Below are 19,887 nucleotides of genomic sequence, written 5' to 3' on the forward strand. Positions count from 1 at the left end.
AGAAAGATGTCAACGGCGGAGAACGACCGCCCCAGCATGTAGGGTCCGGTTGCCGCAAGCCCGGCATCAATCTTGCCGAACATGCCGGCCATGCGCCGCTCCGATATCGACTTGAGTTCCTCGCGGCAGGCAGAACTGTCAAGATAATGATCGGCGTGCCACCAATGCTGCAGCTCTTCCTGCAGCGTATTCGTGAGATAGAACAGCCATTGCAGAAAGAGGTGGCGGCCTGGCGCCGCTACCGGCGGCATGAGGCCAGCTTCCGGATGGTTTTCACAGAGATAGAGCACGATTGCGGCGGACTCATACATCACCCGGCTGCCATGAACGAGCGTCGGCACGCGATGATGCGGATTGAGCGCGAGATAGGCGGCTTCACGGTTCTCACCCTTGCTGCCGTCGACCCGGACAAGTTCAAAGGGACAGCCAATCTCACGCAGCACAGCATGCGGCGCCATGTTGGCGCTGCCGCGGTCCCAGTAGAGCCGATAGACCGGCCCCTGCCCTGCAAACTCTGCCATCATATTCCTCTTTTGTTTACCGGCCCTGGCGGGTCAGGCTAGCCCATTTTCCGCATGCCCGGTAGCCGCAAGCCAGGCAATCCGCGCCAGCCCCGGAATTTGCCCCGCCGGGGCCAATCTGATAGGCGCGAGGCATGAGCGAAGGTGAAACGGAGACCGGCGGCCAACCACGCAGACAGTATCGGAACTGGGTGATGGACAGCCGCCGCTGGTCGAACTACCGGCCAAGGCCCGGCGACGTGATCGTCGCAACCTATCCGAAGTGCGGCACGACATGGATGCAGCGGATCGTCAATCTGCTGATTTTCCAGACTGACGAGCCAATGCCAGTGTCGAAGATTTCGCCCTGGTATGAAATGCGGATCGGACCTTCTCCTGAGGCGCTGAACGCCGTGCTGGAGCAGCAAAGCCACCGCCGGGCCCTCAAGACACATACACCACTTGACGGTCTGCCATGGCATGACAGCGTCCGCTACATTCATGTGGCACGCGATGGCCGCGATGCCTGCCTGTCATATCACAATCATGTCGCCGGTTTCACGGCCACCGCTCTTGAACGGCTTGGACAGGCAGGCCTCGAAGATCCCGAGATTTCAGCTCCCTATCCGTACATACCTTCCGGTCCTGCCCAGTATTTTCATCTGTGGCTCACCTCGTCAGTCCTGAAAGGAGCAGAAGACGGCTACCAGAGTGTTTCCTACTTTGACATGCAGCGAAGCTATTGGCTTGGGCGCCAACGCGATAACCTGCTGATGGTTCACTATGCCGACCTGACGCGCGATCTGGAGGCAGAAATGCATCGGGTGGCAAGGTTCCTCGATATCTCCGTGAGCCGGACGGTTTGGCCAAGGCTGGTGGCAGCTGCCACGTTTGCCACCATGAAGGCGCAGGGCGAAAGCCTGATGCCAAATGTGGTCAGCCTGTTCGAAGGTGGCGCAGAGCGATTCTTCCACAAGGGCGAGAACGGACGTTGGCGCGGGGTTTTCTCTGAGGCCGACATCAAACTCTATGAGGCAAAGCTGTGTTCCCTGCCGGCGGCCTGCCGGCACTGGCTCGAAACCGGACGCCTGGAAAGCGGCGATCCCCGCCTGCAGTGAGACGTCAGGGGCTTAACATCGCGAAATCTTCAGATTGCACTTCCCCGCCCCGGCAAGAGCCGATAGACAGACAATCCACCATCAGGGTCTGCATTGCATGCTGCGCGTTCTTCTTGTCTTAGCCCTGCTCGGATGGCTTACAGGCCATGCCGGTGCGCAGGAGCGCGACTGGCTGCTCGATGTTGGTTCCGAGGAAGCCTATCTGATCTTCGGCGTCCCAGACACCGATGATGTCGGGGTGAGCCTCTGGTGCCCCCTGAATAAGGGCATCGTGAATCTCTATCTTCCTCGCCCGGCGAATGAGTTCAAGGACATCAAGGCTCGTGACGTACCTCTGAAAGTAATCGCAGGTCGGGAGAAAGTTACTTTCCGGGGAAAGCTGGACGCCCCGCCTGATACGGCAATGGCGGTGATCGAACTCGAGATTCCCGCCACCCATCCCCTGATTGCCGCGATGCCCTCGGCAGACCGGCTGACCATTCAACTCGGCAAGCATACGCTCGTGTTCCCCATTTACGGCGCCGATGTTTCAGGCCTGATCAAACTCTGCCGGAAGCGCTAGACCTCGGAGAAGATCAGTTCAGGCAACCAGCCGCTCGGCCGTCACCAGCACGGACCGATCAGGTTCCTGCGTTACCTGCAGTGGCCGGAAATGACGCGTGAAAGCGTCGCTCACCCGACGGGTCTGATCATCAAGAGCGCCCGTGACCGCAAGTCCGTAGCCATACCCGGCGAGGAGTTCCTGGAAGCGCCGTAGTTCTGCCGAGTCGAGCAACGGGCCACCTGGCGGCTCAGGCGGAACCCAGTGTCCAACGCCATGGCGGTGGAGGAATTCCCAGTCAAACCGCTCACCAGGATCAATCTTCCTACCAGGCGCGACATCAGAGTGGGCCAGCACATGGCGGTCCGGAACGCGGTGACGGCTCGCGATGTCACGGCAAAGGGAGACCACCGCCGCCATCTGATCGATCGGAAATTCACGATAGTCCGGGCCATGACCGGGGTTCTGAATTTCGATTCCGATCGACCGGGAATTGATATCAGTCTCGCCGTGCCACATGGAGATACCAGCATGCCATGCGCGATACTCCTCACCGACCATCTGGATGATGGTGCCATCCTCATCGACCAGATAGTGGCATGACACGCCGCCGTCTTTTCCGCACAGGCGCTCACATGCGGCCGCAGCGCTGGACATGCCTGTGTAGTGCAGCACGATCATGTCCACGGGGCGTGCGTTGCGACGAGGCTCGCAATTGACCGCGTCGCGAAGTTCTCGGGCAAGCGGGGACCGGATCATGACGCCCTTCCTTTCATGATCCGATCATAGGCGGCATTGACCTTCTGGAGTTTCCCGGTGACGATGGCGATCATCTCCTCCGGTACACCTTCTGCAATGTGCCGGTCCGGATGATAGGCGCGAACCAGTTCACGATGCCTCGCCCGGACATCTTCAGGCGCGGCTGTGGCCGGCAAGCCCAGAATCGCATAGTCATCATCTGGTGTTTCGACATGGCGCGCCCGGATGCGGCCAAAATCTGCGGGCGAAAAGCCGAACAGTTCGGCAACCCTGGCCAGAAAGCCCTGCTCGGATGGATGGTACGCATTGTCGGCCTTGGCGATGTAGAAGAGGCCGTCGAGCACGTCCTCGAGTATCTCATGGCGCGCCTCGAACAACTTGGCAATCTGCCGCGCATAGGTTTCAAAGCCCGCCACATCCTGGCGGGCCAGATTGAAAACCCGTGCGACAGCCGCCATGTCGGCGTCAGGAACTTGAAAGACCCGTTTGAAGGCGCGGATTTCGTCCTCGGTGACCAAGCCATCCGCCTTGGCCATCTTGGCTCCCAGCGCGATCATGCCGATTGTGAAGGCCATCGACCTTTCAGGAGGCGTTGGATGACGCGAGGCAAGAGACTGCAGGAACCCGCCAACGGAGGATCCAATGGCGGAGAGTGCATCGGCAATCCGGGTCCAGATTGACATGCCGACCCTGGCGACAGGCCTCAGCGCTTCTTGAAGTAATGCGTCATGTTGAACACAGGAGCGTCAATATCCCGGCCAGTGGCCAGCAAGCGCTCCACATGCCAGGCTCGCCCGGCTGTCCAGATCGTCACCCAGATGACCGGCACCAGCCCGAGGGCCATGACGACGTACATGACAAGGTCGGGAACCCCGAACAGCTTTGCAAAGGCCCACACCGTGGCCACCATTGCCGAGCCTGTGAAGCAGGCCATGAGAAGGGTTGCGCCAAATGCCGCCATGAAACTTCCCATCGGGCTGAAGCCCTGGGGACCATATTTCGGAGGAGCCGCCGGCTTGATGATTTCCTGTTCCATGCCGGCTGATATGCGCCGGATGGGCGGAAATTGCAACACTGGAGGGGGTCAGCGGCAGTAGCTTCCACCATTGGCCCGCGCCTGCAGATCCAGGTGAATGTGGTCATGGTGGTGGCGGTCCGCGGCAGGCCCTAACACGGTTCGGAACTCCCCGCATGCCGCATCATGGACGCGGTGCAGGAACGCTTGCTCGTCTGCTGGGCCGTTCCAGCCGTCGCTGACGCTGACGCGGCGGCCGCTCTCCAGCGTAAAGGCTGCGATATCGATGGCATTGCCGAAGCCATGCTCACTCATCTTCGCACCCCACGCATTGTTGCGTGCCCGGCAGGCATAGGCTGCGGCCACATCGACGCTCACGACACTCTCGCCGAAGCTGCGCTGCGCAGTTGGCTGAACATCGTCTTCCAACCAGTTGCGCAGAGGCTCAGCCATGCCGCAGGTGAGCGTTGCGGGCTCACTGAAATGAATGCTGCCGAGAGCTCTCACCTGCCAGGCATTGGGAACCTGACAGCCATTTCCCTCGTTGATGTTACGGATCTTTTCGGCAAGGCCAAGCTGCGAGGGCTTCACGGAACAAAACCCCTCCGGCGACCGCAAACCCTGCGTGTCGAAGCTCGTCTTCTTTGCGCTGCACCCAGCCAGAAGAGCAAATGCCGTGGCAAGAACAGCCATTTTGCGGAAAAAAGCCATGGGACCCGGGACGCGACACACCCTGACGATCGTGGAGCAATAGTGGCGGAGGGTTAAGGATCCTTCAATTGACCAAGGTCAAGGCCAGAGCTAAGCCGCAGAGAGAGACTGAACGGGCAATTTGGGGAGACCTGCACATGCGACAACGTTCTCTGGTCGGCGCTTTCTCGGTGGCGTTCATCCTCGGTATGGCTCTTCCGGCAGCCGCCAATGGCGTGGCGGGAGCCAGTTTGGTGCGCGAGGGCATCAGCCTTGAGCTCGGGCGTCGCGACTTCATCGACTACTGCGCCGCCTGTCACGGCGTGAATGGCGAGGGTGATGGGACGCTGGCGGAGTTCCTGACGCTTGCAGTGCCCGATCTCACCGCGCTTGCCAAGTCCAACGGCGGCCAGTTTCCCGATGGGCGCGTGGTCGATGTCATCGACGGGCGCGCAGACGTCAAAGTTCACGGCATGCGCGACATGCCGGTCTGGGGGGAATGGTTCAACAGCGAGGCGGCATCGGTTGATGTCGACAAGGCAACGCGCGAATTGATCGTCAATGAGCGCATCCAGTCGCTGGTGACTTTTCTGAAAAGCATTCAGGTGAACTGAGCGACGGCTCAGCGGTTCAGCGCGCTTACCAGCTGTGCAACGTCACCGTTGCGCTTGGAGAGGAAGGACGTGAAGATGCCGCGCTGTAGGTAGACAAGGGAAAAGCCCATCACCTTGGCATCTTCCACCTTGAAGCCTCCACCACGCTGCGACAGACGCCAGACCACGGTGTAGGCCTTGCCATTCATGAGGAAGACCTTGGTTTGCACGCTAAAGTCTTTTCCATCTGGCTTGGCATCTCCGACTTCATATTTGGCCACGACGTATTCGCGCGACTGATCGGCAAAGTAGCGCGCCATGAAGGTGGCAGTGCCAGTGTAGAAGGCCTGCTTCTGACCCGGGGCGAGTTTGGAGCGGTACTGGCCCAAAGAATATTCAGCGATGGCGGCGACATTCGCATGGCGCTGGATGGCGCGCCTGAAGCTTGCGACCGTGCCCTGACGGTGGGCGTTGAGCATGTCCTTTGCAACCTTGCGCATATAGGCGATCGCCTGCTGTTCGGTGGCAGCCAGGGCGGACCCCGCAAACATCGCAAACAGGGCTGAGACCGCCACTCGGCGCGTCACATGCGGTGAATTCGAAGGGCGGCTCTTGGGCATGATTCGCTTTCGTGAAAGCCTCACCCACCCGCCATAGTGGACAGGCTCGGGGGCCGTCAACCGCGCGGCACAGGCCTACCAGGTTTCCGCTTCACGCAGTTCCGCGAACAGCGGCTCAAAATCACCCTTCGAGGCTTTCAGAACCTTGCTGAACCTGTCCTTCATCGAAATGGTCAGCCACACGCCCTTGATGTTGACATCGCTCACACGATAGCTGCCACCCGATGGCGTCAACCGCCAGCGGACCTGCTCGCGGCCACCGCCGCCGGTGATCGCGCTATGAATCACCGTGAACTTGCCTTGCTTGGTGGTCGACATGATCTCAAGTTCAGTTCCGCGGAAATCTTCGACATAGTAGACGAACAGGGCCGCAGCATAGTTGCTGACCAGATCGTAGAACTCGGCGCGTTTGGCGCCCGGAAGCTTCTTGGCATAGGGCCCGAGCGCATAGTCGGCAATGGCCTTGATATTGATATAGCGGTTCATCAGCGCCGCAAACTTGCCGCGCAGAGCCGGGCCCTTCTCACCATGATTGGCAAGCTTCATCACATCATCGGCAATGCGCGTGACGTAATCCTCAGCGGGGGTGTTGGCCCCCGCTGGCGTCGCCAGACCAATAACCCCACCGGCCAACAAGCCAATTGCCCCACGCCGGTTTATCAGGAGATCATTCCAGTTACGCATTACTCCTCCGAAGGAATCGGCCCACCACCGAACCTCTGAGCCTTTAATTCTGTCCAAAAATCAGGCAAATGCAAGACGTTATGCAGGGGGTCGGGAGTGAGCTTCGGACGGGGACGAAATCACCCTTGTCATTCACATAAGGATATGTTTATATCCTTATGAAGAGGACGGTCAATGGATGAACTGCTGTCAGGTTTACGCGCGGCCGGGGAGACGACACGGGTTCGCATTCTCTTTCTCCTTGCGCATGGCGAAGCCAATGTAAGTGAACTCACCCAGATCCTGGGGCAAAGCCAGCCAAGGGTGAGCCGCCACCTCAAGTTGATGGCCGAAGCGGGACTGATCAGCCGCCACAAGGAAGGCAACTGGGTCTTGTTCCGGTTGCGCGAAGAGGGAATGGGCGGCGCGCTGTCGCGTTCCATTGTCGATCTGCTTCCCGGTTCAGATCCAGTTCTCAGCGGCGACCTGGCTCGTCTGGAGGATATTCGAAGCCGCCGCGCGGAAGTCGCTGCGCGCTACTTTGCGGACAACGCCACGCAATGGGAACAGTTACGATCTCTGCATGTGCGCGAGGAACATGTCGAGCAGGCGATGGCGCGCCTTGCAGGAAACGACCCCATCCGTCTGCATGTCGATCTTGGCACCGGAACGGGAGCCGTGCTCCGCCGCTTCGCGAGCCTGGCGCAGCAGCAGGTTGGCATCGATTCCAGCCGCGACATGCTGGCCATCGCCCGGGTTAATCTCGAGGCGGCGGGCGCGCGCCATGCCCAGGTACGGCACGGGGAAATCTACGCCTTGCCCTTTCCAGACGGCTTTGCCGATTTCGTGACCATACACCAGGTGCTTCACTTCCTCGAAGATCCCGCCCGGGCTCTGAGCGAGGCGGCACGCATTCTGGCACCCGGCGGGCGCCTTCTGATCGTAGATTTCGCGCCCCACGAACTCGATGAATTGCGCGACAAGCACGCCCACCGCCGACTTGGCATCGCCGCCGAGCAGATGGCTCAATGGCTGTCTCGGGCGGGCCTGATCCTAACCCAGCACGAGGTGCTTCCTCCACCCTGGCGGCCGCAAGGCAAAGGCCTGACCGTATCGCTGTGGCTCGCCCATGCAGCCCAGACCGCCAGCCAGCCCACAATTCTGAAGGATCGCGTCAGATGATCGCTTTTGCCGATGATGTTTCAGGCCTTTCGGTCTCTTTCGAATTCTTTCCACCAAAATCGCCGGATGACGACAGCTTCTGGCGCACCATTCGGCGGCTGGAGACAGTTGGTCCCGAATTCGTGTCGGTGACCTATGGCGCGGGTGGCACCACCCGCGACAGAACACTCGCCACCGTCCGCCGGATTGCCAGCGAAACGCGGCTGAAACCCGCAGCACATCTAACCTGCGTGGGCGCCAGCCGCGCTGAAGTCGATGCAACAATCTTGGAGTTTGCAGCGGCAGGAGTCCGGCATATTCTTGCGCTGCGGGGAGATCCGCCAGCCGGCGTGGGCGCCAAGTTTACCCCACATCCGGATGGCTATCGCAACGCAGCCGACCTGGTGCGCGGCATCCGGGAACTGGGCGATTTCGAAGTCTCCGTCTCGGCCTATCCGGAACGGCACCCGGATTCGGTTTCGATCGAAGAGGACCTCGCCTTCATGGCGGACAAGGCCGAGCACGGCGCCAGTCGGGCCATCTCGCAGTTCTTCTTCCACAATGCATTCTTCCTGAGGCTGCGTGACCGGATCGCCGCTCGCGGCATCAACATCGAGCTGGTGCCAGGCATTCTGCCGATCACATCCTTCGCGCGGGTCAGCGAGTTTGCCGCCAAGTGCGGCGCCCATGTGCCGCCCGCGCTGGCGCGGCGCTTCGAGGGACTCGATGATGACCCGGACACCCGCAACCTCGTCGCCGCAATGGTGGCAGCCGAGCAGGTGGACCAATTGCGCCGGGAAGGCGTTACGCACTTCCATTTCTACACGCTGAACCGCGCGGACCTCGTTTACGCCATCTGCAGGGTCCTCGGGCTGGGCGTTCGGGCGCAGGCCGCCTGAGCCACTGCCCTCAGACGCCGTTGCGATCCCAGACCGCCCTTATCGATGGACTGGCAAGCACCGCTTCGTACATGCGGCTCAGGTTGGCGTGCCTTGCAAACAGCTGCTGCATGTCCGGAACCCAGGTACAGAGCATGGCGGCGTAGATATCCACCGCACTCATCTGCCCACCCAAGATGAAGGGGCCTGTGCCAAGCGCATCAGAATAAATCGCGAATTCTGCTTCCATCATCGCCGCTGCCCTTGCACTGATGCCTTCGGCGGCCGCGGCATCGGTGCTGTAGCGCGCTGGATAGAACAAGCGCAGGTCACTCATGTAGACCGTGGTGGCGAGATACACCATCCAGCGCAGGTAGCGCGCACGATCCGGCGATCCGATGGCTGGCGCAAAGCCGCAAGCTGGAAAAAGGTCAGAGATATGGATCATGATCGCCGCGCTTTCCGTCATCACGCTGTCATCCGGCAGGACCAGCGTCGGGACTTCGGCTTTGGGATTGATTCGATGGAAGAAGTCTTCGAAGGAGCCATCCGGCCCTCGTTCAAGAATGACAACCCTGAAGGGTGCGCCGCAGGCGGCAAGCAGGGCCTCCGGAGCCATGGAACCGGCTGTGTTTCGGGCATAGAGCGTGTACATCCTGGTGAATCCCCCCGCGAGAGAAGTTTTATAGAGCTACGCCATGCGACGGAACCAGCTCCATTGCAACCGTGGCCACGAAATGCGATGGAAAGCCTGATCAATCACCTCCGGCCGCCCATGGCGAATCGTCTCACAACTCTTGCGCCCAAGAAAGTCCGTTTCAGCTATTCAACGGCAGACCAGCCGGTGCTTCAGCGCGCCGTCATTCAGGCCATCGAGAAGATGGGCGGCCAGCGCAAGCTGAAGAAGCTCTATGCCCAGCACCAGAAATCCGTACGAAACGGTGAGGGGTTCTTCGATTCTGCGATCCGCCTGCTGCGCATCAGGGTCGACTACGACGAGGTCGCCCTGGCGCGGACGCCGGCTGAGGGCCCGGTTCTATTCATCGCCAATCATCCATACGGCGTGCTCGACGGCATCACGCTGACATGGCTGGCCACCAAGGTCAGGCCAGACACGAAGGTTCTCGCCAACGATGTGCTCTGCCAGGCCCCCGAGGCAGCTGCCAACCTATTGCCAGTGGCATTTGCGCCAACCCGCGAGGCGCGCGAGACGAACGTGAACTCGAGAATTCAGGCTTTGGACTGGCTGCGCCAGGGCCACGCCATCGGCATCTTTCCCGGCGGTGGGGTTTCCACCTCGGAAAAACCGCTGCGCGGACCTGCAGTCGACCTGCCCTGGGCGCCTTTCACGGCCAAGCTGCTGCGCGCGTCGCGGGCAACGGTGGTTCCCGTCTTTTTCGTCGGGCAGAACTCCCGGCTGTTCCAGCTGGCGAGCCACCTGAGCCTGACACTGCGACTGTCGCTGGTCTTCCGGGAAACGGCCCGCCGCATCGGATCACGCCTGAAGGTGCGGGTCGGTGCTCCCATCCCCTTTGCCGAGCTGGCCAACATCGAGGACCGCGCCGAACTCGTGATGGAACTCAAGAAACGTACCTTCGCGCTTGCCCGCCCGGAAGACTTCAAGGGCGCACCGCCCGACCTTCACCTGCGCGAGGCACGCATAAAGGGCAGCAAGCCGCGCGATGCAGACTGACCCGCATCAGTACTCAAGTACGACCACGCGTGCCCCGAGCTGTACCCGATTGTAGAGATCGATGATGTCGCTGTTGAGCAGCGCAAAGCAACCTGCAGTGGATTTCTTGCCCACAAGTTTCGGATCGTGAGTTCCGTGAATGCGGTAGATGGTATCGACATCGCCCTGGTAGAGATAGAGGGCGCGCGCACCCATCGGATTCTCCGGACCGCCCGGCATGCCACCGCTCTGCCACTTCACGAGCTTCGGAAACTCCGCAATGTGCTCGGGCGTGGGAGTCCAGGTGGGCCATTTCTCCATGCGGCCGATGGTCGACTGCCCCGACCATCGGCGTCCGGCCTTGCCAACGGCTGCGCCATACCGAACCGCCTTGCCATTACCGAGAACGTAATAGAGGTAGCGTTTGCGGGGATCGACGATGATCGTTCCGGGAGGCTCCGTGGTTTCATAGTCCACCTCGCGGCGCCGGTACTTGTATTCGATCTTGTTCTCGTCCGCCGCCCTGACCGGGAACGGTTCCTGGGCAAGCAGTGCCTCTTCCGCGGCGTCCTGGGCGCGGGCCGGCACAAAAAGGGCAGAAACGGCACAGTTGGCGAGAAACAGGCGACGGGTCAGGATCATGCTTGTCATCCGGCGTTGGTCTCGTGATGGTTCATACCACGGCGCAAGCTGACAGTCATCAGCGCGCAAACTGCTTGTACTTGATGCGCTTGGGCATAACGCTATCTTCGCCCAGACGTCGCTTCTTGTCCTCTTCATAATCCTGGAAATTGCCCTCGAACCATTCGACATGGCTATCGCCCTCGAAGGCGAGTATGTGGGTCGCCAGACGATCAAGGAACATGCGGTCGTGACTGATGATAACAGCACACCCGGCGAAATCTTCGAGCGCCTCCTCGAGCGCCGCCAGCGTTTCGGTGTCGAGATCGTTGGTCGGTTCGTCGAGAAGCAGCACGTTTGCCCCGGACTTGAGCATTTTTGCAAGATGGACGCGATTGCGCTGACCGCCCGAGAGCAAGCCAACCTTCTGCTGCTGATCACCACCCCTGAAGTTGAAAGCGCCCGTGTAGGCGCGTGAATTCATTTCGCGCTTTCCGAGATAGATCACATCATTGCCGCCGGATATCTCCTCCCAGACCGTCTTGTCGGGATTGAGCGAGTCGCGCGATTGGTCGACGTAACCCAGGTGCACGCTTTCACCGATCGTGATCGTGCCGGTATCAGGCTTCTCCTGGCCGGTGAGCATGCGGAAGAGTGTCGTCTTGCCAGCGCCGTTGGGTCCGATGATGCCGACAATGCCACCTGGCGGCAGTTTGAAAGACAGATCCTCGATCAGAAGGCGATCGCCATAGCCCTTGGACAGCTTGTCCACGTTGATCACCGTGTTGCCAAGCCGCTCACCCGGAGGAATGATGATCTGTGCAGTGGTTGACTTGACCCGGTCTTCATTGATCTTGAGCAATTCATCATAGGCCTTGATGCGGGCCTTCGACTTTGCCTGCCTTGCCTTGGGCGAGGAGGCGATCCATTCCTGCTCGCGGGCAATCGCCTTCTCGCGCGCAGCATCCTCACGGGCTTCCTGCGTGAAGCGCTTCGCCTTCTGAGAGAGGTAGGCGGAATAATTGCCCTCGTAGGGAATACCGCGGCCGCGGTCGAGTTCAAGAATCCATCCGGTGACGTTGTCGAGGAAATAACGGTCGTGCGTGACGATCAGAATAGCGCCGGGATAGTCTCGCAGATGATGCTCCAACCAATTGACCGACTCAGCGTCGAGATGGTTGGTCGGCTCATCGAGCAGCAACAAATCCGGCTTCCGGAGCAGTAACTGGGTCAGGGCCACGCGCCGCTTTTCACCGCCGGAAAGATTGTCGATCGAGGCCTCGCCGGGCGGGCAGCGCAACGCATCCATCGCCTGCTCGACCTGGGCCTCGAGATCCCACAGGTTCTGAGAGTCGATCACATCCTGCAGCTTGCCGGCTTTTTCCGCATTCTCGTCGTTGTAATCCGCCATCAGGGCGTTGTATTCGTCGAGGATGGCCTTCTTGTGGGCAACACCCTCCATAACATTGCCCATCACGTCGAGGGCAGGATCGAGCTCCGGTTCCTGCGGAAGATAACCGACCGTGGCGCCATCGGCGAGCCATGCCTCGCCGTTCCACTCCTTGTCGAGGCCGGCCATGATGCGCAGCAGCGTCGACTTACCTGAACCGTTGGGACCAAGAACGCCGATCTTGGCATCCGGATAGAAGGACAGGTGAATGTTCTCGAGAACCTTCTTGCCCCCGGCATAGGCCTTGGTGAGGCCATGCATATGATAGATGAACTGACGGGCCATCTTGTGACGTCTTTCACGATGCAGGATTGCTGGCGACGGCTCATAGCCGAGCCGAAACCAAAGAGCAAGATTTCCGGGCCGTCCGGAACAAGAACCAGACTGATTGGAACAGCGCCGCTCGGTCGCGGCGGCGTCGGATAGCTCGACGAGGCCGCCAGCCCGCTTTTGGCCAATCTCCTTGCCACACCGGTAGATTCCCTCCGGCGGCGCGATCCAATCAGGTCGGCTCTTGCCCTAGCTCTGCCTTGGCCGCTTTGCCCGGCGCGCCAGCATGTTCAGAGCCTCAACAAGGGCCGAGAAACCCATGGCGGCGTAGACGTAGCCCTTGGGCACATGGACGCCCATGCCTTCGGCGATCAGCGTCATGCCGATCATCAGGAGGAAGCCCAGCGCCAGCATGACGATTGTTGGATTCGAATGGATGAACCGGGCCAAAGGCTCAGCCGCCAGCAGCATGACCGCGACAGCTGCGATGACCGCGATGTACATGATGGCAATGTGATCAGTCATGCCAACAGCCGTGATGATCGAGTCAACAGAAAACACGAGGTCAAGAAGAAGAATCTGGAAGATTGCGCCTCCAACCGTCATGGTCGCCGCATGACTGACGATGTTTTCCTTGCCGTCGTCCGGGTCAACCGAGTGGTGGATCTCCTTGGTGGCCTTCCACACCAAGAACAGGCCACCAGCAATCAGGATGATATCGCGCCAGGAAAAATTCTGGCCAGCAAGGCTGAAGACCGGAGCAGTCATTTGCGCGATCCACGACACGGTGGCGAGCAACACGAGTCGCATGACAAGCGCAGCACCAATCCCGAGCCGCCGGGCGCGGGCGCGCTCATGTTCAGGCAGCTTGTTGGACAGGATGGAGATGAAGATCAGATTGTCGATTCCGAGGATGATTTCCATGGCGACAAGGGTGACCAGCGCCACCCAGCCCTCCGTCGACCCGACGAAGGAGAAATGTTGCTGCCAGAAATCCATGCTCATCCACCTCGCGATACCTGCACTGACCGCACTATGTCGTGCCGGGGACCACTGTTCAAGCCCGGGCCTCAGGCGGTCACATCACCCGCAGTTTCGGGCCGCCCGATCGCTTCAGCACGTACCACAGCCTCAAGCAGGCCATTCTCGTCAACCGCATCAGGAAGCAAGCTGCGCGAGATACTCACCGCAACCTGTGGATCATGCGCTCCCAGCGCCTGGGCGGCGGCAAGGGCGGCATCTCGGGCCTGCGCCTCGGCGGCCGCAAGGGCAGCAAGCCCTGACGTGAAGACGGTGGTTCCCCCTGGACCCATAACGCGAAACAGGCCGCTGCCATCGCCCTCCACAGTGACGCTGACGGCCTGAGCCACGACCCCGGTTGCAGCTCCGACCGCGTTTGCAACATCAAAGAAGGGCGGGAACACGAGTTCGCAGGAAAGCCGCCGCGCCACCTCCTCGTAGTAAACCCGTACAGGGCCACCTACCGCCACGACCGGCACGGACGGCGACAACCTCACCTCGGCAAGCCCCACGCAACCTCGGCCCGAACTCACCGCGTCCACCAGTTCGTGGTCACCAAAATTTCGTCCAAAAGCCGTTTCCAGAATGACCTGGACCGTCCGCCGCACTGTCTCCGACCACACTTCACGGCAGAAACCCTGGACACGGGCACCATCACCTGCCTTCATGTCACGAAAACGCACCATGAGCCGCGCGGCCAGCTCCGCCGCCGGACCCGGCCAGTTGTCCTGAAGACCAAGAACATGCGCCGCATCCGACGGGGTGAAACCACCGGTCTGTACCAGCCCCTTGCGCCGGAGCGAGACCAGCGCGCGCTGTGCTGCCGCCGAAATCGCCACCTTGCGCAGCGGCTTGGGTCGATCATCGACCAGCGCGAGCAGCTCGGCCTCACGCGCCGTTAGCTCAGCGGCCGCGGCGCGGTCGGTTCCAAATGGACGCAGCACGAACTTGCCATGCAGCGAGCCGCCTTCACTGTCTGCCAGATCAGCTTCAAGCATGGCCGTGACTTCAGGAAAGCGGGAAGCAAGAAGCGACACGGGAGCAACCCGCTCCGGCCCCACGGAGATCGCGCCATCGGCCCCGATGGCAATGGCGCTGTCTCCGCCGAGACCGACGGTGCGGACATCGATGGCCCTCACCATTGTGCGCCAGCCGCCAACCTCGGCGCCCTGCTCGGCCACACGTGGGCGACCGTTGAGCAAAACGCCGAGATCCGTTGTTGTGCCTCCCATGTCGGACATGATGAAATCCCGGCGCCCGCAGAGCCACGAGGCGCCAACCAGACTGGCCGCAGGGCCCGACAGCACGGTTTCGATCGGCCGCAGCGCCACACGCTCGGCCAGCGCCAAGGTGCCATCTCCCTTGACGATCATCAGTGGGCAGGTGATTGCAAGCTCCGTCATCGAGCGGCGCACAGCCTCGATCAGCATCGAGATGCGGGATATGAGCCGGGCGTTCAACACTGCCGTCAATGCCCGGCGCGGTGCGTCGAGTGCCGAAGTGAGCTCGGTTGACAGTGTGGCGGGCTTGCCGGTGGTTGCCGAAATGACCTCGCGGGCGCGCTGCTCATGGGCAGGATTGCGCACAGCAAATGCTGCGGCAATAGCAAAGGCATCAACCGGCATGGCTGCGACCGCCTGGGACAGGGTCTCGGAGTCGAGCGGGCGAACTTCCTCACCATTGTGGTCATGGCCACCACTGATTCGCACAATCGGCATGCCGGGAAAGGCGCGGGCAATTCCAGTGCGCTCGGCCATGGCGTCGTCAAAACCGATCAGGATCACGCCTACCGCACTGCCATGGCCTTCCACCACGGCATTGGTGGCGAGCGTGGTCGACACCGAGACAAGGGAAATGTCCTGTGGCCGAAGACCTTGTGGCAGCTTCGCGACCGCCGCACGGATGGCGCCGGTAACGCCAATTGCCAGATTACCCTTGGTGGTGATGGACTTGGCCGAAGCCAGAACCTGATGGCCCTTGGCCTCAATGATCGCAGCGTCGGTATAGGTGCCGCCGGTGTCGACACCGATGAGAAAGGTCTGGTTTGTCATGGGCTCAGATCATCAGGCGGCGGGCTCTGCCGCTGACAGGGCAACGGCAATCGCCGTGTTGTTCGCGACACACCGTGCGAACCCGGCCGCTGACATGCCAACTCGGGTTTTTGCAGGTTGATTGCCCCTGCGGCCTCGCTAGAATGGCTCTCATGCTGACACCTCTCAAGCCTGAAGTGGAGAAAGTCGGCGACCTCAGCCATGAGGCGCGCCGCTTCAGGACGATCCTATGGAGTTTCGAGAAGAACATCGAGCTTCTGTTTCAGGGGACGGGGCTGGCCGCCGAGGTGGACCACGCAGCGCTGGCCGAGGCGTTTTCACGCTGGCGGCAGGCTTTTGACCAGAGCAAACACCTAGCCGACCTGGACCGCCGCGACTTCACGATCTTTGCGGCCGGCATGATGCTGAAGGAACTTCTGGCTGCGAGACCGATCACCGCGATCGTTCCGGATGCGCTGGGCCTTCCAGCTCTGCCCGCCACCCTGGACCATCGGCTCAGACGCTGGCCCGAAGGTTATGCCTACACGAGTTTCTGCCTTTCGGTCGCGGCCGCAGTGCTCAGTGAGATGGGTGATGCCGAACCGGCAGCAGCTGGCGTGGCAGACGACCCCCGTTTCTGGGATTCCTTCCGCGAGAATGTTGCCGAGAACCCTGCCAATGCCATCGCCTTTTTCGACATGGTGGTCGGTCTGTCACCGAACTGGAACGCCCCTGACGTACCCTGGATGCGCAAGACCTTCCTTGATGGCAAGCGCCGACTGGAAACATCGCACAACCATCTGCTGCCAAGCGAGCCAGGGTGACTGGCGCGGGCGAGGCCCGACCCACGTGTCAGGATCAGGCTGCCAGCTTTACCAGCGTTTGCATCAGTGCGCGCGTACCCTTGAGGCGGGCTTCTGGCGATTCCCAGTCACGCATCACGACCAGCTTCATGTCCGGGCGTAGCTTGGCCTGCGCGCCCTGCCCCGTGATCCAGCCGATCAGTGCCCCAGGATTGGCGAAAGACTCGCCGCGGAACGACATGACGGCTCCCTTCGGGCCCGCATCAAGGCTGGCGACATTGGCTGCCCGGCACAACAGCTTGATGGCCACCACGGCAAGCAGATGGTTGACCTCATCAGGCAAGGGACCGAACCGGTCACGCAATTCGGCACCGAACGACTCGACGGATGCCTGGTCGGTGAGATCGGCAAGCCGGCGGTAGAGACCAAGCCGGACCTGTAGATCTTCAACATAGTTCTCAGGGATCAGGACGGAGGTGCCGATGTTGATCTGCGGCGACCATTGTCCATCAGCCACCAAGGCTTCATCCCCGGTACGCAGCTTCGCGACAGCCTCCTCGATCATTTGCTGATAGAGCTCGTAGCCTACCTCCCGGATATGACCGGACTGCTCGTCGCCCAGAAGATTACCCGCACCTCTCAAATCAAGATCATGGCTCGCCAATGAAAAGCCCGCGCCCAGTGAATCAAGAGACTGCAGGACCTTCAGACGCTTTTCCGCTGCGGGGGTAAGTGCCTGTCTGGCCGGCGTCGTCAGGATTGCATAGGCGCGCTGCTTCGACCGGCCCACCCGCCCGCGAAGCTGATAGAGCTGAGCCAGACCGAACATGTCGGCACGGTGAATGACGAGGGTGTTGGCGGTGGCGATGTCGAGACCGGATTCCACGATTGTCGTCGAAAGCAGAACGTCGAAGGACCGATCATAAAATCCTGTCATGATGTCTTCGAGCTCAGCTGGCGGCATACGACCATGAGCGGCGCGGAACTTCACCTCGGGAACGGCGTCGCGCAGGAATGCCGCGATCTCTTCAATGTCGGCAATGCGCGGCACGACATAGAAGCTCTGGCCTCCTCGATAATGCTCGCGCAACAGGCTCTCGCGGATGATCACGGGGTCAAACGGCGTGATGTAGGTTCTCACTGCCAGCCGGTCCAGCGGTGGGGTGGTGATGAGCGAGAGTTCGCGAACGCCCGACAGGGCGAGCTGCAAAGTACGCGGAATGGGCGTCGCGGTCAGGGTCAGCACGTGAACATTGGTACGCAGCTCCTTCAGCCGCTCCTTGTGCTTCACGCCGAAATGCTGTTCCTCATCGATTACCAAAAGCCCAAGATCCCGGAAGGCGATGGTTCCGGCAAGCAGGGCGTGCGTGCCCACGACGACGTCAATCTCCCCAGAGGCGAGCCCCTGCCGGATACGATCAAGCTCCTTTTTCGACACCATGCGGGAGGCCTGGGCAATGTTGACCGGAAGTCCTTTGAACCGGGCTTGAAAGGTCGCAAAATGCTGTCGCGACAGAAGGGTTGTCGGTACGACCACTGCCACCTGCTTGCCGTTCATGGCGGCGATGAAAGCCGCGCGCAGGGCAACCTCGGTCTTGCCAAAGCCTACATCCCCACACACCAGCCGATCCATTGGGCGGCCTTTCTGGAAGTCCTCGATGACCGCTTCAATTGCAGCCAGCTGGTCCTCGGTTTCCTCGTAGGGAAAGCGGGCGCAGAATTCTTCATAGGCACCTTCAGGCGGTGGCAACATATCGCCGGGCTTGAGTTCACGCGCGGCGGCGGTTTGAACAAGCCCCTCTGCGATGCGGAGAACACGCTCCTTGAGCTTCGCCTTCTTGGCCTGCCAAGCACCACCGCCGAGCCGGTCGAGCTGAACGCCCTGTTCGTCAGACCCGTAACGGGACAGCAACTCGATGTTTTCGACCGGCAAGAACAGCCTGTCGCCTCCTGAATAGGACAGGAACAGACAGTCATGCGGTGCTCCCTGCACCTCAATTGTCTTCAACCCCTCGAAGCGGCCAATGCCATGATCGACGTGTACCACGAGATCACCTGGGGTTAGCGCCGAGAGTTCATTGATGAAGTCAGAGGCCTTCCGGTTGCGCCGGCCGCGCCGCACCATGCGATCGCCAAGTATGTCCTGCTCGGAGATCAGCGCAAATTCATCGGTTTCGAACCCGTCTTCCAGTCCCAGAACCATCAGGCCGGCTATCGATTTGTTCCAGGAAAGAAACTCCATCCAGTCACGCGCCGCGGCAAGCGGTGACACATCGTGATCCTTGAGTATGGTCTCGAGGCGTTCGCGCGAACCTTCCGACCAGGAGGCAACAGCGACCCGGCGACCCTCGCGCCGGATTGCATCGGCATGGGCCTTGACCGCTTCATAGACATTGCCACCAGGCTGGGCGCGTTCAGCGGCAAAACTCCGTCCTCGCCGGCCACCGAATGACAGGCCCTGAGGGCTTTCGAAAGGCGACAGCGCGAAGACGGTCGTGTTTGACTGTATCTCCGACCATTCGGACGCCGGAACATAGAGCGTTTCGGGCTTGACGGGCTTGTAAGGGCCCGCGCCATAGGTCTCCTTGCTGGCCAGTGCATCGCGCCGCGCCGAGAAGAACTCCAACACCTGTTCTTCGCGGGCAGCGGCGGCCTCATCCACGGCGTGATCAAGCGTCAGGATGGGGTCAACCATGTAGTCGAGCAAGGTTGCCAGCCGGTCGTGGAAGAGCGGCAGCCAATGTTCCATGCCTTGATACTTCCGGCCGCTGGTGACGCTCTCGTAGAGGGGATCATTTGTATCAAGGCCTCCGAAGGCCTCGGCGTAGTTCACCCGAAACCGGCCGATCGATTGCGGATTGAGCAAGACCTCGCTGGCAGGATTGAGACTGAATTGTGCGAGCGTCGCCGTGGTTCGCTGCGATTCTGGATCGAAGCTACGAATGGTTTCAAGCGTGTCTCCGAAAAAGTCCAGCCGGACTGGCGCGTCCGCACCTGGCGGGTAGATATCAATGATGCCGCCACGCACTGCAAAATCTCCGGGGTCCACGACGGTGCCGGTGCGTGAAAAGCCGTTGTCTGCAAGGAACCCGATCAGGTCTTCGGAATTGATGCGGTTGCCTGGCTGCGCCTTGAAGCGGTGCCCCTCGATCATTGCCCGCGGTACAACGCGCTGGAGCAATGCAGCGACCGTCGTGATCAGAAGCAGCGGTCCGACCGATGGCTCCAGAACCCGGGCCAGGGTGGCCAGCCGCCGCGCCAGAATGTCCTGAACGGGCGACACGCGGTCATATGGCAGGCAATCCCAGGCGGGGAACCGAAGTACCTCGAGACCTGGGGCGAAATAGGCGATCTGACCAGCCAAAGTCGATGCCCGCTGGTCATCTACCGCGACATGGACCACAATTCGCTTGTCCGCCAACTCTGCGAGGGCAGGCAGGAGCATGGCGTCCAATCCCTCAGGAACTCCGGAAAGGGTGGTAC

General features: G+C 60.8%; 20 protein-coding genes. 7 read left to right on the forward strand and 13 right to left on the reverse strand.

Annotated features, from left to right (window positions below):
* Positions 1 to 521 (reverse strand): glutathione S-transferase family protein (locus ACILRN_RS07350; RefSeq protein WP_395686938.1); only part of this gene is annotated, 521 nt, incomplete at its 3' end.
* Positions 522 to 655: 134 nt separating this feature from the next.
* Between ACILRN_RS07350 and ACILRN_RS07355 the strand changes: the two genes are divergently transcribed.
* Together ACILRN_RS07355 and ACILRN_RS07360 are read left to right on the forward strand one after the other, a co-directional pair.
* Positions 656 to 1,618 (forward strand): sulfotransferase domain-containing protein, encoded by a 963-nt coding sequence (locus ACILRN_RS07355; RefSeq protein ID WP_395686940.1) that lies wholly within the window; start codon positions 656 to 658, stop codon positions 1,616 to 1,618.
* A 97-nt stretch (positions 1,619 to 1,715) separates the two neighbouring features.
* A complete protein-coding gene (locus ACILRN_RS07360) occupies positions 1,716 to 2,180 on the forward strand; it encodes a hypothetical protein (RefSeq protein ID WP_395686941.1) in 465 nt (154 codons plus the stop codon).
* Positions 2,181 to 2,198: 18 nt separating this feature from the next.
* On the opposite strand, the gene ACILRN_RS07365 is transcribed toward ACILRN_RS07360, so the two are convergent.
* Genes ACILRN_RS07365 through ACILRN_RS07380 form a run of 4 tightly spaced genes read right to left on the reverse strand, consistent with a single transcriptional unit; the run spans position 2,199 to position 4,626 of the window.
* Positions 2,199 to 2,918, reverse strand: coding sequence for an N-acetylmuramoyl-L-alanine amidase (locus tag ACILRN_RS07365; RefSeq protein ID WP_395686943.1), 720 nt, complete (start codon positions 2,916 to 2,918; stop codon positions 2,199 to 2,201).
* The gene (locus tag ACILRN_RS07370; protein ID WP_395686945.1) at positions 2,915 to 3,601 is read right to left on the reverse strand and encodes a TerB family tellurite resistance protein; all 687 of its coding nucleotides are present in this window, start codon (positions 3,599 to 3,601) and stop codon (positions 2,915 to 2,917) included. The genes ACILRN_RS07365 and ACILRN_RS07370 overlap by 4 nt, the downstream gene beginning before the upstream one ends.
* 20 nt (positions 3,602 to 3,621) lie before the next feature.
* Complete coding sequence (locus ACILRN_RS07375; RefSeq protein ID WP_395686947.1) at positions 3,622 to 3,954, reverse strand: hypothetical protein; 333 nt, start codon at positions 3,952 to 3,954, stop codon at positions 3,622 to 3,624.
* A gap of 48 nt (positions 3,955 to 4,002) precedes the next feature.
* On the reverse strand, positions 4,003 to 4,626 hold the full coding sequence (locus ACILRN_RS07380) for an extensin family protein (protein ID WP_395686949.1): 624 nt from the start codon (positions 4,624 to 4,626) through the stop codon (positions 4,003 to 4,005).
* Between the two features lie 155 nt (positions 4,627 to 4,781).
* On the opposite strand from ACILRN_RS07380, the gene ACILRN_RS07385 reads away from it, so the two are divergent.
* Positions 4,782 to 5,237: a c-type cytochrome gene (locus ACILRN_RS07385; RefSeq protein ID WP_395686951.1), complete on the forward strand. Its 456-nt coding sequence runs from the start codon at positions 4,782 to 4,784 to the stop codon at positions 5,235 to 5,237.
* Between the two features lie 8 nt (positions 5,238 to 5,245).
* On the opposite strand, the gene ACILRN_RS07390 is transcribed toward ACILRN_RS07385, so the two are convergent.
* Together ACILRN_RS07390 and ACILRN_RS07395 are read right to left on the reverse strand one after the other, a co-directional pair.
* The gene (locus tag ACILRN_RS07390) at positions 5,246 to 5,836 is read right to left on the reverse strand and encodes a phospholipid-binding protein MlaC (protein WP_395686952.1); all 591 of its coding nucleotides are present in this window, start codon (positions 5,834 to 5,836) and stop codon (positions 5,246 to 5,248) included.
* A 75-nt stretch (positions 5,837 to 5,911) separates the two neighbouring features.
* Positions 5,912 to 6,520 (reverse strand): phospholipid-binding protein MlaC, encoded by a 609-nt coding sequence (locus tag ACILRN_RS07395; RefSeq protein ID WP_395686954.1) that lies wholly within the window; start codon positions 6,518 to 6,520, stop codon positions 5,912 to 5,914.
* A 174-nt stretch (positions 6,521 to 6,694) separates the two neighbouring features.
* Here ACILRN_RS07395 and ACILRN_RS07400 point away from each other — a divergent pair, with 174 nt between their 5' ends.
* Both ACILRN_RS07400 and metF read left to right on the forward strand, forming a co-directional pair.
* A complete protein-coding gene (locus ACILRN_RS07400; protein ID WP_395686956.1) occupies positions 6,695 to 7,681 on the forward strand; it encodes an ArsR/SmtB family transcription factor in 987 nt (328 codons plus the stop codon).
* Complete coding sequence (gene metF / locus ACILRN_RS07405) at positions 7,678 to 8,559, forward strand: methylenetetrahydrofolate reductase [NAD(P)H] (RefSeq protein WP_395686957.1); 882 nt, start codon at positions 7,678 to 7,680, stop codon at positions 8,557 to 8,559. The genes ACILRN_RS07400 and metF overlap by 4 nt, the downstream gene beginning before the upstream one ends.
* Before the next feature lie 10 nt (positions 8,560 to 8,569).
* Here the strand turns inward: metF and ACILRN_RS07410 are convergent, their stop codons facing one another.
* Positions 8,570 to 9,193, reverse strand: a complete 624-nt coding sequence (locus ACILRN_RS07410) for a glutathione S-transferase family protein (RefSeq protein ID WP_395686959.1) — start codon at positions 9,191 to 9,193, stop codon at positions 8,570 to 8,572.
* A 120-nt stretch (positions 9,194 to 9,313) separates the two neighbouring features.
* Here ACILRN_RS07410 and ACILRN_RS07415 point away from each other — a divergent pair, with 120 nt between their 5' ends.
* Positions 9,314 to 10,231: a lysophospholipid acyltransferase family protein gene (locus ACILRN_RS07415; protein ID WP_395686961.1), complete on the forward strand. Its 918-nt coding sequence runs from the start codon at positions 9,314 to 9,316 to the stop codon at positions 10,229 to 10,231.
* 6 nt (positions 10,232 to 10,237) lie between these two features.
* Here ACILRN_RS07415 and ACILRN_RS07420 read toward each other — a convergent pair whose 3' ends face one another.
* From ACILRN_RS07420 to ACILRN_RS07435, 4 genes are all read right to left on the reverse strand, one after another.
* Positions 10,238 to 10,852: a L,D-transpeptidase gene (locus ACILRN_RS07420; RefSeq protein ID WP_395686963.1), complete on the reverse strand. Its 615-nt coding sequence runs from the start codon at positions 10,850 to 10,852 to the stop codon at positions 10,238 to 10,240.
* 58 nt (positions 10,853 to 10,910) lie between these two features.
* A complete protein-coding gene (gene ettA / locus ACILRN_RS07425; protein WP_395686964.1) occupies positions 10,911 to 12,566 on the reverse strand; it encodes an energy-dependent translational throttle protein EttA in 1,656 nt (551 codons plus the stop codon).
* A gap of 234 nt (positions 12,567 to 12,800) precedes the next feature.
* A complete protein-coding gene (locus ACILRN_RS07430) occupies positions 12,801 to 13,550 on the reverse strand; it encodes a TerC family protein (protein ID WP_395686965.1) in 750 nt (249 codons plus the stop codon).
* Positions 13,551 to 13,621: 71 nt separating this feature from the next.
* Positions 13,622 to 15,622 carry a hydantoinase/oxoprolinase family protein gene (locus ACILRN_RS07435; protein ID WP_395686967.1) on the reverse strand — a complete coding sequence of 667 codons (2,001 nt, stop codon included), beginning with the start codon at positions 15,620 to 15,622 and terminating at the stop codon, positions 13,622 to 13,624.
* 152 nt (positions 15,623 to 15,774) lie between these two features.
* Between ACILRN_RS07435 and ACILRN_RS07440 the strand changes: the two genes are divergently transcribed.
* The gene (locus ACILRN_RS07440; RefSeq protein WP_395686968.1) at positions 15,775 to 16,425 is read left to right on the forward strand and encodes a hypothetical protein; all 651 of its coding nucleotides are present in this window, start codon (positions 15,775 to 15,777) and stop codon (positions 16,423 to 16,425) included.
* 34 nt (positions 16,426 to 16,459) lie between these two features.
* Here ACILRN_RS07440 and mfd read toward each other — a convergent pair.
* The coding region (gene mfd / locus ACILRN_RS07445) for a transcription-repair coupling factor (RefSeq protein WP_395686970.1) at positions 16,460 to 19,887 on the reverse strand (3,428 nt) is incomplete at its 5' end.

The sequence above is a fragment of the Aestuariivirga sp. genome, assembly GCF_044238155.1.
Taxonomy (GTDB): Bacteria; Pseudomonadota; Alphaproteobacteria; order Rhizobiales; family Aestuariivirgaceae; genus Aestuariivirga.